Source organism: Veillonella sp., from assembly GCF_015058545.1.
Classification (GTDB): domain Bacteria; phylum Bacillota; class Negativicutes; order Veillonellales; family Veillonellaceae; genus Veillonella_A.
In genome coordinates this window covers 1-14,093 of record NZ_SVCB01000038.1, presented here as the reverse complement: position 1 = coordinate 14,093, position 14,093 = coordinate 1, and the positions used below count along the sequence as shown (strand labels likewise).

The 14,093-nt window shown below is 43.6% G+C and carries 15 protein-coding genes and 1 pseudogene; all 16 read right to left on the bottom strand.

The window, feature by feature from the left end; all coding sequences use genetic code 11:
- Positions 1 to 55: 55 nt before the first annotated feature.
- Positions 56 to 343 carry a co-chaperone GroES gene (gene groES, locus E7204_RS02245; RefSeq protein WP_127058128.1) on the bottom strand — a complete coding sequence of 96 codons (288 nt, stop codon included), beginning with the start codon at positions 341 to 343 and terminating at the stop codon, positions 56 to 58.
- 210 nt (positions 344 to 553) lie between these two features.
- Positions 554 to 1,129 carry a response regulator gene (locus E7204_RS02240; protein WP_295181146.1) on the bottom strand — a complete coding sequence of 192 codons (576 nt, stop codon included), beginning with the start codon at positions 1,127 to 1,129 and terminating at the stop codon, positions 554 to 556.
- A gap of 58 nt (positions 1,130 to 1,187) precedes the next feature.
- Positions 1,188 to 2,636 carry a histidine kinase dimerization/phosphoacceptor domain -containing protein gene (locus E7204_RS02235; RefSeq protein ID WP_295181145.1) on the bottom strand — a complete coding sequence of 483 codons (1,449 nt, stop codon included), beginning with the start codon at positions 2,634 to 2,636 and terminating at the stop codon, positions 1,188 to 1,190.
- A gap of 21 nt (positions 2,637 to 2,657) precedes the next feature.
- Positions 2,658 to 3,698 (bottom strand): tRNA (adenosine(37)-N6)-threonylcarbamoyltransferase complex transferase subunit TsaD, encoded by a 1,041-nt coding sequence (gene tsaD, locus E7204_RS02230; protein WP_295181143.1) that lies wholly within the window; start codon positions 3,696 to 3,698, stop codon positions 2,658 to 2,660.
- Positions 3,695 to 4,153 (bottom strand): ribosomal protein S18-alanine N-acetyltransferase, encoded by a 459-nt coding sequence (gene rimI / locus E7204_RS02225; protein ID WP_295181141.1) that lies wholly within the window; start codon positions 4,151 to 4,153, stop codon positions 3,695 to 3,697. The genes tsaD and rimI overlap by 4 nt, the downstream gene beginning before the upstream one ends.
- Complete coding sequence (gene tsaB, locus E7204_RS02220) at positions 4,146 to 4,931, bottom strand: tRNA (adenosine(37)-N6)-threonylcarbamoyltransferase complex dimerization subunit type 1 TsaB (RefSeq protein ID WP_295181139.1); 786 nt, start codon at positions 4,929 to 4,931, stop codon at positions 4,146 to 4,148. The genes rimI and tsaB overlap by 8 nt, the downstream gene beginning before the upstream one ends.
- Positions 4,915 to 5,436: a tRNA (adenosine(37)-N6)-threonylcarbamoyltransferase complex ATPase subunit type 1 TsaE gene (tsaE, locus tag E7204_RS02215; RefSeq protein ID WP_295181137.1), complete on the bottom strand. Its 522-nt coding sequence runs from the start codon at positions 5,434 to 5,436 to the stop codon at positions 4,915 to 4,917. Before tsaE ends, tsaB begins: the two co-directional genes overlap by 17 nt.
- Positions 5,437 to 5,441: 5 nt before the next feature.
- Positions 5,442 to 6,422 carry a thiamine-phosphate kinase gene (gene thiL, locus E7204_RS02210; protein WP_295181135.1) on the bottom strand — a complete coding sequence of 327 codons (981 nt, stop codon included), beginning with the start codon at positions 6,420 to 6,422 and terminating at the stop codon, positions 5,442 to 5,444.
- Positions 6,423 to 6,654: 232 nt separating this feature from the next.
- Positions 6,655 to 7,221, bottom strand: coding sequence for a GerMN domain-containing protein (locus E7204_RS02205; RefSeq protein ID WP_295181133.1), 567 nt, complete (start codon positions 7,219 to 7,221; stop codon positions 6,655 to 6,657).
- Between the two features lie 5 nt (positions 7,222 to 7,226).
- Positions 7,227 to 8,417 (bottom strand): N-acetylmuramoyl-L-alanine amidase, encoded by a 1,191-nt coding sequence (locus tag E7204_RS02200; RefSeq protein ID WP_295181131.1) that lies wholly within the window; start codon positions 8,415 to 8,417, stop codon positions 7,227 to 7,229.
- A 411-nt stretch (positions 8,418 to 8,828) separates the two neighbouring features.
- Positions 8,829 to 9,788: a ComEC/Rec2 family competence protein gene (locus E7204_RS02195; protein WP_295181129.1), complete on the bottom strand. Its 960-nt coding sequence runs from the start codon at positions 9,786 to 9,788 to the stop codon at positions 8,829 to 8,831.
- Between the two features lie 137 nt (positions 9,789 to 9,925).
- Positions 9,926 to 11,476, bottom strand: coding sequence for an NAD(P)H-hydrate dehydratase (locus tag E7204_RS02190; protein WP_295181127.1), 1,551 nt, complete (start codon positions 11,474 to 11,476; stop codon positions 9,926 to 9,928).
- A gap of 127 nt (positions 11,477 to 11,603) precedes the next feature.
- Complete coding sequence (gene acpS, locus E7204_RS02185; protein ID WP_295181125.1) at positions 11,604 to 11,966, bottom strand: holo-ACP synthase; 363 nt, start codon at positions 11,964 to 11,966, stop codon at positions 11,604 to 11,606.
- A gap of 75 nt (positions 11,967 to 12,041) precedes the next feature.
- Positions 12,042 to 12,689, bottom strand: coding sequence for a ribulose-phosphate 3-epimerase (rpe, locus tag E7204_RS02180; protein WP_247239784.1), 648 nt, complete (start codon positions 12,687 to 12,689; stop codon positions 12,042 to 12,044).
- A gap of 4 nt (positions 12,690 to 12,693) precedes the next feature.
- Complete coding sequence (gene rsgA / locus E7204_RS02175; protein WP_295181123.1) at positions 12,694 to 13,554, bottom strand: ribosome small subunit-dependent GTPase A; 861 nt, start codon at positions 13,552 to 13,554, stop codon at positions 12,694 to 12,696.
- Between the two features lie 7 nt (positions 13,555 to 13,561).
- A pseudogene (locus E7204_RS02170) lies at positions 13,562 to 14,093 on the bottom strand (hypothetical protein); the annotation flags it as partial.

Sequence of the window (14,093 nt, the reverse complement as noted above, 5' to 3'; positions counted from 1 at the left end):
TACGGCAGATCTGATTGAATATATAAATTAGGGAATCGTTGTTATTGTAGATATATTATTTTTCTAAAATAGCTAAAATATCGCGTTCGCTAATTACGAGATGGTCAACACCATCAATTTTTACTTCTGTACCTGCATATTTGGAGAACATTACTTTATCACCAACTGCTACTTCAGGAGCAACACGCTGTCCGTTGTCATATACTTTGCCGGCACCTACAGCAATTACTTCACCTTCGGAAGGTTTTTCTTTAGCTGTATCCGGTAAAAAGATACCACTTTTTGTTTTTTCTTCTTTTTCAAGGACACGAATTATAACACGGTCGCCTAAAGGTTTCATCATTGTTAATCTCTCCTTTGTACTAATAGGTCTAAATTAGTAGTTTTGATTATTTATTTTATTAGCACTCACTAACATCGAGTGCTAACTACAAGTATTATTATAGCCGAATTGAAAATAATTGCAAGTATTATTTTTGATTTTTTGACTTTTTACTAAAATTTTATCTTTTTAGCATGATTTATTTATAACGGATGCTAAAAAACGCCGTGACTACACACGACGTTTCTTGGCAGCTGCAATAATCTTTTCACAGGTTGCACTAATTGTTATTCGTTTATCCATGCTATAAGCTCGTAGACGCTCATAAGCGGCTTCTTCCGTTATTTTGTATAAATCTTGTAAGATACCTGTGGCACGAGCTATCAATTTACGTTCTTCTAAGCTTTGTTCAAGGCCTTCAATATCCGACTTCAGCTGCCTATCTTCCTGAAAACGGTGAAACGCCATTTCTAAAGTAGGTCCCAGTTGATCTTCCCGAACCGGTTTGATTAAATAACCGTAAACACCGGATTCCCCCGCTTTTTTCACAAGATCCTGCTGGCTATAGGCCGTCAAAAGAACTACGGGGCCCCAATTATGATGGCGAATCTGCCGGGCTGCTTCAATGCCGTCCAGTTCCGGCATTTTCACATCCATTAAAATTACATCAGGTTGCAATGTTTTAGCCTTTGCTAAGGCTTCCACACCATTTTTTCCTTCCCCCACTACTTCGTAACCGGCCGCTTCCAACTGATCACGTAAATCCATGCGAATCAAAGATTCATCATCCACAATTAAAACCTTCATAGACTGAACCTCTCTCTTATTTCTTCTAAAACTGAGTATTAACTATTACGTGCTAATGCTACTCACGAAACGTTATCGTTACCACTGTTCCCTCCTTAGGCGCACCTGTAACTTCAAGCGTACCGGCCAGTTCATTGGTCACGAGATTGCGAATAATCTGTAACCCCAAACGCTTGGATGCATTGAGGTCAAAATTATCTGGCAAACCTTGCCCATCATCTGCTACGGTTAAAGTAATAACACCATCCGTTAAATTACCCTTTATCACAACATGGCCGTGTTTGCTCGTTGCATCCGACGCTATGCAGGCAAAACCGTGCTCAAAACAATTAGAAATCAATTCATTAAGTATTAAAGACACGTATCCGGCCCGTTGAGACGATAAAAGAATGCTGTCGCCTACATATTCGCACTGGATAGTATCGTCACTGCAAAGCAAGGCCCGTTTCAACAAGCGAATCAATTCTTCCGCAATCGTACGAAGTTCAATATAATCTTCTTCGTAATGAGATATCACTTCATGCACGAGAGCCATACTTTCAATACGGCTGACCCCTTCTTGAAGTGCTTTTTTAACCTGGTCCGAGTCGGAGCGACGCGCTTCCATGCGCAGTAAACCGGCTACGGTTTGCAGATTATTTTTGACGCGGTGATGAATCTCTTTAATAACGGAGTTTTTAACCATTAACTCCTGTTCCTTGCGACGCAATGCGGTTTTATCTTTTAAAAACAAAAAGCTCCGTTTCGCTCGGGTGCCGGCATTAATGGGTAAAATTGTCTGCTCCACGATAATATCGCCGTAAATTTCTTCCGCCACAGCACCCCGATGATCGCGAATTGCCTGTTTAACCCAACTCATCTTCAAAGATCCGCCGTAAATGGATGTACCTACCAGGCGCCTGTCGAAGCCCAATAAGTCTACCAAATGTGACGCCGCTTCATTGGCGTAAAGAATGATGCCTGCTTCGTCAAAAATAATAATACCGTCTTGATAAGACAGTGGTGTATACAGTTCAGCTTGATTTTGTTGTGGCACAATCATAGCCATATAAGTGGTTTCCCCTAAAATATCGGATGCATCCAGCAAAACGCTATCAGCGTGCGGTTCCAAGCCGTTATGAAGCATAGCGATACCACCGATGCATTTACCGCCGTTATCCACAATAGGAAAGGCCAATAAGCGTGCCAATTGCCCGTGTTTACGCTCCATAAAGTCTTTGACTGAACGGCCCGTATACAATAAATCCTGCCAAAGACCTACTTCATAAGGTTTCAATAAACGAATATCCGCCATAATCTCAGCCTGAGGCCAATCTTTGATATGACCAAAAACAAGAATATAGCCATTTTGCGCCGCCGTAAATACGCATACATCTTGTTGCGGCAATGAAGCGGCAAATGGCAGTAAACGAACTACATTGCGCATTAAACGCTGCTGCGGTTCGGATAAATCCGTATGCAGTTTTAATGTATCCCGCACTTCACTGTCCTGTAATTTCATAACCATAAGTACCGCTCCTTGATTTAATTATATGGGCATAGATTTCAAAGGTGGTGTTTGTCCCAACGGAATCGAAGGTTTCGCATTGAGATGTAAGTCGGCAAATTTACCGGCTAACGACATATAGTAGGCACGACAGCCAATCATGGCCGCATTATCGGTAGCTAAAATCGAGCTTGGTCGATAGAAGGTGAAACCTTCTTTTTCACAAGCTGCGGCTAAGGCATCTTGTAAATGACGATTGGCTGAAACACCGCCGGCCAATGTCACTTTAGTTTGCCCCGTAGCATGGGCCGCTTCGATTGTCTTTGCAACCAATACATCAATGATAGCCTGTTGGAATGAAGCGGCCACATCCGCTTCATTAATAGCTTCGCCTTTTTGTTTAGCACTATTTAGATAATTTAGAACGGCCGATTTCAAACCACTGAAACTAAACTCAAAATTGCCTTTTTCCTGCAAAGCTTTAGGAAATTCAATGGCTGTCGGATTACCCTCGGCCCCTACCCGTTCAATTTGAGGGCCGCCCGGATATGGATAGCCCATGACGCGAGCAATTTTATCGAATGCTTCACCGGCCGCGTCATCACGGGTTTGACCGAGAACTTCAAATGTTTCGTAGTCTTTAACTACCACAAGCATAGTATGACCACCGGATACGACGAGACTCAAAAATGGCGGTTCTAAATCGGGATGCGCCAAGAAATTGGCAAAAATATGACCTTCCATATGATGCACACCGATTAAAGGAATATCCGTAGCAAAGGACAAGCCTTTTGCAGCGGCCACACCGACTAATAAAGAGCCTACCAAACCGGGTCCATAGGTAACCCCGATATGATTAATATCGGTTAAGGCTACACCCGCATCAGCCAAAGCCTGATCAACTACGGGAATCACCTGCTCTATATGATGGCGGGATGCAATTTCAGGCACCACGCCGCCAAACTTTTGATGAATCGGCACCTGACTGGATATAACATTGGATAATACTTGGCGGCCGTTTACCAGCACAGCCGCCGATGTTTCATCACAACTGCTTTCGATGGCTAAGGTATATACTTTCATACCGTGGCCTCCTCTTCTTTAATTAATGACATAATGTACGCATCTTCCACGGGGTCTGTGTAATAGCCCTTGCGTAAGCCTTTAACAGTAAAGCCTAAGCGGCGATACATCGTAAGGGCTGCCACATTGGAAATACGTACTTCTAAAAATATTTCGTTCATACCTTTTTTGAACAATTCTCTGATTAATTTGCGCGTCATCATGGCACCATAGCCTTCACGACGATATTCAGGCGCAATAGCGATGTTCGTAATTTGACCTTCATCGAGAACCAACCAAGCACCGGCGTAGCCTATTACCTTATCATCTACTTCCATAACCATATAGATGCGCTGCTCTGTTTCTGCCAATTCCGTTTCAATGGCCTCCATGGACCAAGGCACGGAAAAACAGGCTTTTTCAATGTCAAAGATGGCCTCTGCATCATGCGCCTCGGCGCGGCGCAAATTAATCATGATGTTTCACCTCAGCAGCTAAAGCTTCAGCTGCTTCCGTAACGACAACTGTCGGATTAGGTACTTTACCGGCTGCAACCAATTCAGGATGTTTGGCATCCCAAACGACTTCCGCTTCGGACCGACGAATATAATACGGTACTACCTCGGCCGCTTCATCCGGCGCCTCGGCTAAGAAACGAGGTAACGCAGCCAGCAAAACGCCGGATGCCTTAGGAATACGTAAAGACGGTGAAGCCAGCTGCAAATTAGGTCCGTAATCAGCCAGAGTATGTCCGAATTTAATGATACCGTCACCGGCTAAGATAACCGGCTCATCCAGCGCTGCTAAAGCCTTCAGCGCTTCATCACGAGTTTTCACAGTCGGTTCCTGTTCACAGACTATACGCCCGTTTATCCAGCGATAACGCCCTTCGTAGACGTTTTTCTTTTGAGCGTCCACCATAACGGCCAAGACACCGCTGAATTGCCAGAAATTATGAGCTACCCCGTCCATGGTCATAACGCCCAATAAGGGAATATTGAGGGCATAGGCCAACGCCTTCGCCGTACCTATACCGATACGCAGACCCGTAAAGGAGCCCGGACCGATGCTTACAGCGAGTCCGGTAAGGGCTGTTTTGGCTACACCACTTTGTTGTAACAATAATTCTATATGAGGCACCAACTGTTCCGAGTGCGTAAGTCCCGCTTGGACTGTCAATTCACCGATTAGGCGCTGGTCATCTATGACAGCCACGCTCGACACGGCGCTACTCGTTTCAATTCCTAAATACATAGGTTCCTCCAATCTCTAAAAGTTCATCTTCTGAAAGTTCGGTCGTCCGCCATGAACTTAAACGGCTGCCGTCGGCTTCAGCAGTTAAACTAATTTCTAATACTTCTAACGGTAAGGCATCAGGAAACTTATCGGCCCATTCAACGATGCTCAAGGTATCCTCCGTAAATTCTCCAAAGCCGATATTTTCAAGCTCCGATTCATCATCGAGGCGATATACATCAAAATGATACAAGGTTCCATTCGCTGTTTCATAGGTGTTCATTAAAGCAAAGGTAGGGCTCGTTACTTCTTCCGTAACGCCAAAACCTTCCGCCACGCCCTGTGAAAAATGGGTTTTCCCCGTTCCCAAATCACCGATTAACGCCACACATAAAGGTCTGTCCTCCCGGGCCATAGTCACCATAAAACGGCCTAATTGACGGCCTAAGGCTACCGTATCATCTACAGTAAGGGTTTTACATGCCATTGTCGCTATTTTATTCTGAGAAGCAATATTCGTCATTGCCGTCACTCCTTTTTAAAATGATCATACCCTTTAGCTTCCACCAATTGTTCTTTACCGTCCGCAGTAGTAAGCCATACTTCACCGGAACCTGCCACTACACGGCCGATACAGTGAATCTGAGGGTGTTTTTTTATTGCATCGGCTAAACTACTCGGCACCGTGCCTACGAGCTGAAAATCTTCGCCCCCATATAAAGCCCAATCTAAGGGATGAGACCCTAATGCCTTAGCCGCCTCAATTAATTCATCGTGAAGCGGTATAAGCGCCTCATCAATTAACATATTAACCTTCGATGCTTTGGCAATTTCATTCAGTTCACTGCCAAGGCCGTCACTAATATCGTTAAGAGATGTTGCTCTATGTTCACGGAGCCAATTACCTAAAGCAACCTGAGGCTTTGGCCGCTGATGAACATCTTTTATACTATCAAAGCCCTCAAGGTCCGCCAATAAGGTGGCCAAGCCGGCTGCGGAACTACCGATTGTATTCGTAACAACCACTAAATCACCGGCTTCAGCACCACTGCGCAGCACTGCTTCACCGGCCGGTACTTCACCGACTACGGTTACATTAAGTACCAAAGGGCCTTTAGTTGTCACCGTATCGCCGCCTACAATGTTTACGCCGTATGTATGACAAATTGTCTTAAAGCCTTCATACACCGCTTCCATGTAAGCAATCTCCATATCAGGCGGCATAGCGGCAGCAATTACAGCCTGCCGTGGCGTACCGCCCATGGCCGCAATATCACTGATATTGGCCGCCCCTAAACGATAGCCTACATCATAAGGGGCTGTCGTTTTATCGGAAAAATGTATACCTTTTACCATCATATCGGTCGTTATGAGTTGGTCATAATTGTTCGTAGTGCGATACACCGCACAGTCGTCACCGATGCCGCACACAATGGTTTCAGGATTTATTATTGTATTGGATTTTATCGTATCAATAAAGCCAAATTCGCCACGTTCGGATACTTTCATCGTTCTCCCTCCGTAGGTAACTCATGTTCGAATCTTATTTATTATAGCATATTTTGCAACAACATACTTACATGATGCCACTTAAACTGCTTAGTGCCAATAGTTAAGCTCTTTATACTCAAACCGTTAAAATCAATAAAAAAGCAACGGCTGTATCGATTCATCGACACAACTGTTGCTCTTTATGACTTAAGTCTTGTTGCTTAGTTTATTTAAGAATTGTTATTCCAGCTTATTTTACGATTTGTTGTTCCATGCGTCCCACAGGTTCGCTCAAATCATAACCGCCGTACAGATTGACAGTCTTACCTTCGACCAATATCTGTACTTTTTTAACATTGTCAAAGGAGGTAGCTGTATTGATGATAGATGCCAAACGAAGCTGGGCACTCAAACCATCTACCTGGCCGCCGTCAAGAAATTGTTTAGACAAATTAATCTTTGCTAAACCGTCTTTAATGTTTACGTCTTTAACTTCAACATTTTTCGGGAATACAGGATAGCTTTGGCGACTGTCTTCATCAAAGAGGAATGAAATTGCGTATTTCAACGTCTTCTTATCTCTGTCTACCGTAATTGTCTGAGGTCGCACGCCTCTACCGTCATCACGTGGTACATAAATAACCATTTGAGCCATTTTATCAGTATTAGCATTGCTCTGAGATTTAGCCGTGCTCGAGGTTGCTACTGCCTGGTTGCCACCGAGTTCTGAGCCATTTGCTGTAGGACTGCATCCGGCTACAACTAATACCATAACCGCTAAGAGGGTGGTAACAAATAATTTTGCATTACGTATCATATCGCTTACCCCCTAAAATAACTTTCAATACCCGCTGCCACTTCGTCAGCAAATTGTTGTTGTACATCGTCTTTTTTCAAAAGGGCTTCTTCCTTAGGATTGGAAATAAAACCTAATTCCAAGAGAATAGCCGGCATGAGGGAACGACGCAATACATATAAGTTACCCGGTTGGATACCGCGGTCACCGGCAAAACCGGATTCATCGGCAATTTTTGCCTGAATGCGCGAAGCTAAACGCGTATCGTACTGAGTTTTATCGTAGTAGTATGTGGAAATACCACCTACATTCGGATTGCTGAAGGAGTTAATATGAACACTTACGAAGATATCGGACTTATTAGCCGTCCCCACATCAACACGGGCCTGCAATTCATCAGGACCGGAAGCATTCGGACCATACACATCCACGTCAGTGGTACGAGTCATATTAACCTTAGCCCCTTTAGCTTCCAAAGCCGCTTTCAACTTCTTGGAAATAGCTAAAGTAATGTCTTTTTCCATCGTCCCGTTAGGTCCGATAGCGCCCGGATCACTGCCACCATGACCGGGGTCAATGGTAATCACTTTACCGGCAATACCGCCACTGGTGCGATAGTCGATTGTCACTGCCTTAGGCTGACTGGCCGTTGCGATAACGGTCGGCTTTTTAGGTGTTGTAGTGGCCGTTGCTTTAGTATTTGTTGTTTTAGTGGATGTATTTTTAGTGTTCGATTTTTTGTCAGTTTTTACGGTAGCACTGTTAGTAGCCGTATTTTTAACATTCTTATCGGAACCGTAATAAACAGTACGCGGTGCTACACCTTTTTGCTGAATGTCGATTACCATACGATCGGGACGATTGTTGGCTTTATCTTTTTTTAGTGAAAACACGTTAACATCGCCTACATCAATTGATTTAGGTGTGTTCAACACAACATTAACATTCTTGCCGTCTTGGGATAATTTTGCATTAGTTACGATATTCTTATCCATCGTAATCGACGTATCATCGGTTTTAAGTTTTACATTTTTAAGCTGTACGGTTGTGGTAGTACCGGCTTTATTAATGGAAGCCGATGCTTCAACCGGTGCTGTCAAACTAAGAACGACACGTACAAACGGAATCGGTGCATCAGAACGCGTTACCCATGTCACATCTGTCACATCCGCCGCTCTGACGCTCATAGCCCATAAAGGCAAAATCATTACTGCCATTACTAAGGCAAACCATATTTTACGCAACAATCTCACTCCTATCAATGGCCACACACTACAATGGCCGGTCAAACTATCTCTAAATATCTTTGTGTGCGTTTTTATATACCCATAAACGGTACAAAAAGCCTAACTATCGGCTTAAAGCCTTGGGCATGTTCACTTAATTATACCACAGGATTTCAGAGACCCCTTGATTTTGCTGTATTTTCACATATCATTCACAAAACAAACATACGCTCCCCCTACTCTCAAAGCCTATATAGAAGGGTTTCGAAGAGTAACGAGGAGCGTATGTTCTTATTATGAAATTTTAAATTTTTACTTGACAAGATTTCTTAATATGGAAAATTTATTGCTAAAAAACCAATAACAACGCATGCAATTTGATTTTTGTATCCTTAGATACTATTAACGTTCCGCTGTTACCTGCCAAGTACTACCATCCGTGTGAATACGAATTGTGCCTTGTTGAGCCGTTGTATAAACCATAACGTTTTCAGCCGCTAAACGATTTAACGCTTCCCTCGTAGGATGACCATAATCATTGTGTAAGCCTACGGAAATAACAGCCTTTTCGGGACGAACAGAGCGTATAAAGTCCTTTTGAGATGAACTTGCACTGCCATGATGACCTACTTTTAATATGCGACTGGATAATTTAGTATTTTCTTCCTTAATCAGTTTATTTTCTTCAGCTCTTGATGCATCACCGGTAAATAACATAGAAAATTTACCAAATACAAGCTTACCTACAATACTATTATCATTAGGATCCGGCTGGCCTTTTTTATCCATAATATACTGACCTTCTTCCGGCGCGTACACAACAAACTGAGCATCTTTACCTAAATCAACTGTCATTCCCTTATATAAACCAATTCGTTTTAAATTTTTCTTATCCGTATCTTTTACATATGTATTATACACAGAAGTTTTATATTTCATACCATTATCATACACATGTTCAATAGGAATCCCTGCATCAATAAGTGCATGAAAGCCACCTAAATGATCTGAGTGCGGATGCGTAATTATTACGTTTTTTAATGACTTCACGTTGTATTTTTTTAATTGGGCAACAAGATTATCACGATGATCTACATCACCGGTATCAATTAACGAAAATTCATTACCCACACGAATTAGATGAGCATCTCCTTGACCAATATCTAAAGTATACACATCTAATGTTTCAGAATCATTAGTACCATTACCACCTATGTCTAAAATTGCTTGATAAATCTTATTAAAATTATCACCAATTGTAGATCCTGAAACTTCACTACATCCGGTAAGAGCGAAGAAACTTACTAAAAAGGCAAAAACTATGGCTAAATATTTTGCCCAAAATTTATTATTCAATTGCATACTTCACCTAACAAATTAAAACACAAAAAGAACAATTCTACCATAACCAGGAGTAGCTAAAGATCAGTGGTTATAAATCAATCGTTATTTAGCGGCACCTATTTACTATGAGCTACCGCTAAATAACGGGGTTCTCATTATTCCACATCAAAATCCAATAATTCAGTTATAGTATATGGCAACTGACGGCTTACTTCAGACGGTGTGTAGCCGAAGTTTCTATCTTCGTAAAGAGCATCCGCGGCCGCGCCATGGAGATATACCCCAGCCATAGCCGCTTCCAATTCTTCGAGGCCCTGGCCTAAGAGCCCTGCAATAATACCGGTTAAGGTATCGCCCATGCCACCGGTTCCCATACCTTCATTGCCGCTGTAGTTTACAGCTACCAAGCCTTCCGGTGAAGCAACTACCGTCGGCGCCCCTTTAAGAACCAAAACGACTTTATATTTTAAAGCAAATTGACGAGCAGTTTCTACACGATTTGCTTCAATTTCTTCCACACTAAGCCCGGTTAAACGAGCAAATTCACCGGGATGCGGTGTTAAGATGGCCGGGAAATCGCGCTTACTGAATTCGTCACCCATGGTATCCATGTTGCCGATTGCCCAAAGTGCATCAGCATCGATAACGAGTGGCGCTTCCGTAGTTGTAATAAAGGTTTTAGCGAGCGTCATACTTTCTTCACTGCGACCAAAGCCCGGTCCGATAGCGACCGCTTCTTTTTCAGAAGCATGCATGCGTAAATGCAATAAACTGCCAAAGGATCCGGTTAACACTTCCGGCATGATTTTGGATTGTAACATTTTTAAGCAATCCGATGGCACTACAGCGGTTACTTTACCGGCACCAGCATGTACCGCTGCTTCCGCTGCCAAAAGCGGAGCCCCAATCATACCGTCAGAACCGCCGATAATCAGGGTATGACCATTCGTTCCCTTATGAGCGGTTTCTTCCCGTTCCGGTAATAAGGCAGCCACTAAATCCGGTGTAATCAATTCCGTTGGGTAATTTTTGTTATCATCATCCAATAAAGCCATTTCCCAAGAAAAACCAAGGCCCTTAACTGCAATATTGCCACAATAGGAACGAGCCGGATACAGTAACATACCAATCTTCGGAGCCCCAAAAGTAACCGTTATATCCATGGCCATCGTACCATTGGCAACAGCCCCGGTATTGCTGTTCATGCCGGACGGAACGTCAATGGCTACCAACAAAGTATCGGGATAGGTTTCCACATGAGCTTCTATGCGGTCCAAGATTTCCTGAATCGAATCGCGTAATTCGCCGGTTAAACCGGTGCCTACCAAACCGTCTACAATCACGTCGGCCGCTTCAAAAACATCGCCGTCTTCAATTGTTAAAACCGGAATTTCCAAAGCATCAATAGCCGCCATTTGTTGATCAAAAAGTTCTGAAGCATGACTGTCATCATTGGGGATGACAATACGAACTTCATGGCCCCACTCTTCCAACTGTCGAGCCGCCACCAAACCGTCCGCTCCATTATTACCTTTACCGGCAACAATGACAATCTCTAGGGGTGATTCAATTTCTTCAAATGCTTCCACAATGGCTTCCGCCACACCACGGCCGGCATTTTCCATTAATACCGCTAAAGGCAGTCCGCCTTTTTCAACAGCCCATTGATCGATGAATTTAGCCTCTTCCTTCGCTAAGATACGCATAGTAGCTCCTTTCTACCTAAAATAAAATGTCGTCACTGACTTTATGTCTTACTGCTAAGTCATGACATCTATAACACCGCTTTTATATAAGCAGGTTAACACTGCAAGATACCAAGATACTGACTTTTTAAAGTGCAACTACCGTGGCCACTGCATAGTCTCGGCAATGGCTGATAGATACTTCCAGGGACGTAAACCCTTTTTGATTGAATATATCTTTAAAAACACCGCTTAACTGTATAAAGGGTGCACCATATTCATCGCGTCGAATCTCTATGTCTTGAAAAGTACCCAGCCTGAGACCAATTCCTAAAGCTTTTACAAATGCTTCTTTAGCCGCATACATACCCGCTAAGGAAGCCACTTTTTGCTTGCCGCGACTTTTGGCATAGGCAAGTTCATGACCGGTGTAAACTCTTTTGGCAAAAGAATCTTTAGCCACGGCTCGTTCGATGCGAGCGATTTCAATAATATCTGTTCCTAGTTTCATATTTTATCAACCTTAGTAACACATGTTTAGCAAGAACTTCAAAGAAAAAGCTCCTGACAAGCAGGAGCTTCACTATTAACCTCGCAAAGAACGAATCATTTCACTACGATCCTTTGCACCGAATACAGCTGAACCGGCCACTAAAATATCAGCGCCCGCTTCACGCACGAGTGGTGCCGTTTCTAAATTAACGCCGCCGTCAACTTCAACAACAGCTTTGGTATTTTCATAATAAGCAAGCAATTTTTTTGCCTTCTGAATCTTACGAACCGCATGAGGAATAAACGATTGCCCACCAAAGCCCGGATTAACGCTCATGATTAATATCATGTCCAAATCGGACGCTATATCTTCGAGCATCGATACCGGTGTCGACGGATTCAAAGAAATGCCGGCTTTCATGCCATGAGCTTTAATTTCTTGTACTAAGCGATGCATGTGCGGTGTCGCTTCCGCATGGAATGTAAAATACTCAGTACCGATATCGGCAAATGTTTTCACATAGTCAGCCGGATTGGTCACCATCAAATGAACATCGAACGGTAACTTTGTGTGTGCACGCAATGCCTTAATTACCGGTGCACCAAAGGTAAGATTCGGCACAAAATGACCGTCCATAATATCGATATGCAATAAATCAGCGCCACTTGTTTCAACGCTTTTAATTTCTTCCTGTAAACGCGCAAAATCTGCGGATAACATAGAAGGGGCAATCTTTACCATAATTTCACCATTTCCTTTGACTGCGAATTTCATCGCGAATGACTAAGTACGATTCATAACGCCCCGTCCCTATCCGACCGTCTGCAACAGCGTCTTTGACGCCGCATACAGGCTCATGCTCATGATAGCAGGGACTGAACTTACAACCTGATTCAGCAGCTAAAAATTCCGGATAGAGTGACGGCAAGCGTTCCTCTGAAATCTCACTGAAATCGATAGCACTAAATCCCGGTGTATCCATAATAAAGGAATCTTCATCCAGACTGTACAGCGATGCGTGACGAGTTGTATGACGACCTCTCTTTATTTTATCACTTACTTCACCGGTTTGAAAAGCAAACGACGGTTCAATAGCATTTAAGAGACTGCTTTTGCCTACACCGGATGGTCCGGCAAAAGCACTTACTTTGTGATGAAGTTGTTCTCGCAAAGTATCAAGGCCTTCACCGGTTCGGGTAGATGTTTCAATCACCGTATACCCAATGCGGCGATATAAATCGGCCAGTGCTAAGGTATTTTCATCACGAAGGTCATATTTATTAATACAAAGTACTAAAGGAATATCGGCATGTTCAATCATAATGATTAATTTATTAAGCAATAATTCGTTAATATCCGGCTCATGAGCCGCTACTACCAAAATAACCTGATCAAGATTGGCTACATGAGGCCGTTTCAGTTGATTGTGGCGCGGTACAATGCCTTCAATCGTACCGGCCGGGTCAAAACTGACACGATCCCCTACCAAGAGGGAGTAGCGGCCCTGTTTCAGACGGCCGCGCACTTTACACTCGTGAACCTCGCCATGCTCATCTTGCACGTAAAAATAACCATTCATATTTTTTATTACAATGCCTGTATTCATAGTCCTCCTATAATGTTTGATCTTGTACTAAAGCACCGTTCAAATATACTTGAATCTGTACGTGACCCGTGCCGGATACATCTTTAACAATACGTTCACCCGGTTGTGCATTGCCGTCAAATACGGTACGGGAACCACTGTCATCACTAACCACAATGCGAACGGCCTGATTAGCTTTACCGGACGGTACCGTAATATCTACCGTACCTTTCGTGACATTACTGTTTGACGTATTAGCAGCCGGTGCCGCTTTTTTAGCTTCCGCCGTCAACGCAACGGATGTATTGGCATCCAGCGAGCTTCCCGTTGGCATCTTCGCCGCTTGGGGAATCGTCGGCGATGCGCCCTCGCTGCTCACGCTGCTGGGTGCCGCTCTCGTGCTCGCAGGCATTGTCGTCAAGCAGGTGTTCTCTGCCCGCAGGGAGTGAGTGGAAATAGGTTTTTGCTCCGAAGATGAAAAACTCATGGCCCGCCTGTGATTGAGGCGGTCGCGCTTGATTGCAGAAGCTTTGTCATTCGCCGCTGCAACCTGTACAAAG

What these genes read in the sequence shown, in the direction of transcription:
- groES (WP_127058128.1), bottom strand. Translation starts at nt 343, where the DNA reads ATGATGAAACCTTTAGGCGACCGTGTTATAATTCGTGTCCTTGAAAAA.
- E7204_RS02240 (WP_295181146.1), bottom strand. Translation starts at nt 1,129, where the DNA reads ATGAAGGTTTTAATTGTGGATGATGAATCTTTGATTCGCATGGATTTA.
- E7204_RS02235 (WP_295181145.1), bottom strand. Translation starts at nt 2,636, where the DNA reads ATGGTTATGAAATTACAGGACAGTGAAGTGCGGGATACATTAAAACTG.
- tsaD (WP_295181143.1), bottom strand. Translation starts at nt 3,698, where the DNA reads ATGAAAGTATATACCTTAGCCATCGAAAGCAGTTGTGATGAAACATCG.
- rimI (WP_295181141.1), bottom strand. Translation starts at nt 4,153, where the DNA reads ATGATTAATTTGCGCCGCGCCGAGGCGCATGATGCAGAGGCCATCTTT.
- tsaB (WP_295181139.1), bottom strand. Translation starts at nt 4,931, where the DNA reads ATGTATTTAGGAATTGAAACGAGTAGCGCCGTGTCGAGCGTGGCTGTC.
- tsaE (WP_295181137.1), bottom strand. Translation starts at nt 5,436, where the DNA reads ATGACGAATATTGCTTCTCAGAATAAAATAGCGACAATGGCATGTAAA.
- thiL (WP_295181135.1), bottom strand. Translation starts at nt 6,422, where the DNA reads ATGAAAGTATCCGAACGTGGCGAATTTGGCTTTATTGATACGATAAAA.
- E7204_RS02205 (WP_295181133.1), bottom strand. Translation starts at nt 7,221, where the DNA reads ATGATACGTAATGCAAAATTATTTGTTACCACCCTCTTAGCGGTTATG.
- E7204_RS02200 (WP_295181131.1), bottom strand. Translation starts at nt 8,417, where the DNA reads ATGGCAGTAATGATTTTGCCTTTATGGGCTATGAGCGTCAGAGCGGCG.
- E7204_RS02195 (WP_295181129.1), bottom strand. Translation starts at nt 9,788, where the DNA reads ATGCAATTGAATAATAAATTTTGGGCAAAATATTTAGCCATAGTTTTT.
- E7204_RS02190 (WP_295181127.1), bottom strand. Translation starts at nt 11,476, where the DNA reads ATGCGTATCTTAGCGAAGGAAGAGGCTAAATTCATCGATCAATGGGCT.
- acpS (WP_295181125.1), bottom strand. Translation starts at nt 11,966, where the DNA reads ATGAAACTAGGAACAGATATTATTGAAATCGCTCGCATCGAACGAGCC.
- rpe (WP_247239784.1), bottom strand. Translation starts at nt 12,689, where the DNA reads ATGGTAAAGATTGCCCCTTCTATGTTATCCGCAGATTTTGCGCGTTTA.
- rsgA (WP_295181123.1), bottom strand. Translation starts at nt 13,554, where the DNA reads ATGAATACAGGCATTGTAATAAAAAATATGAATGGTTATTTTTACGTG.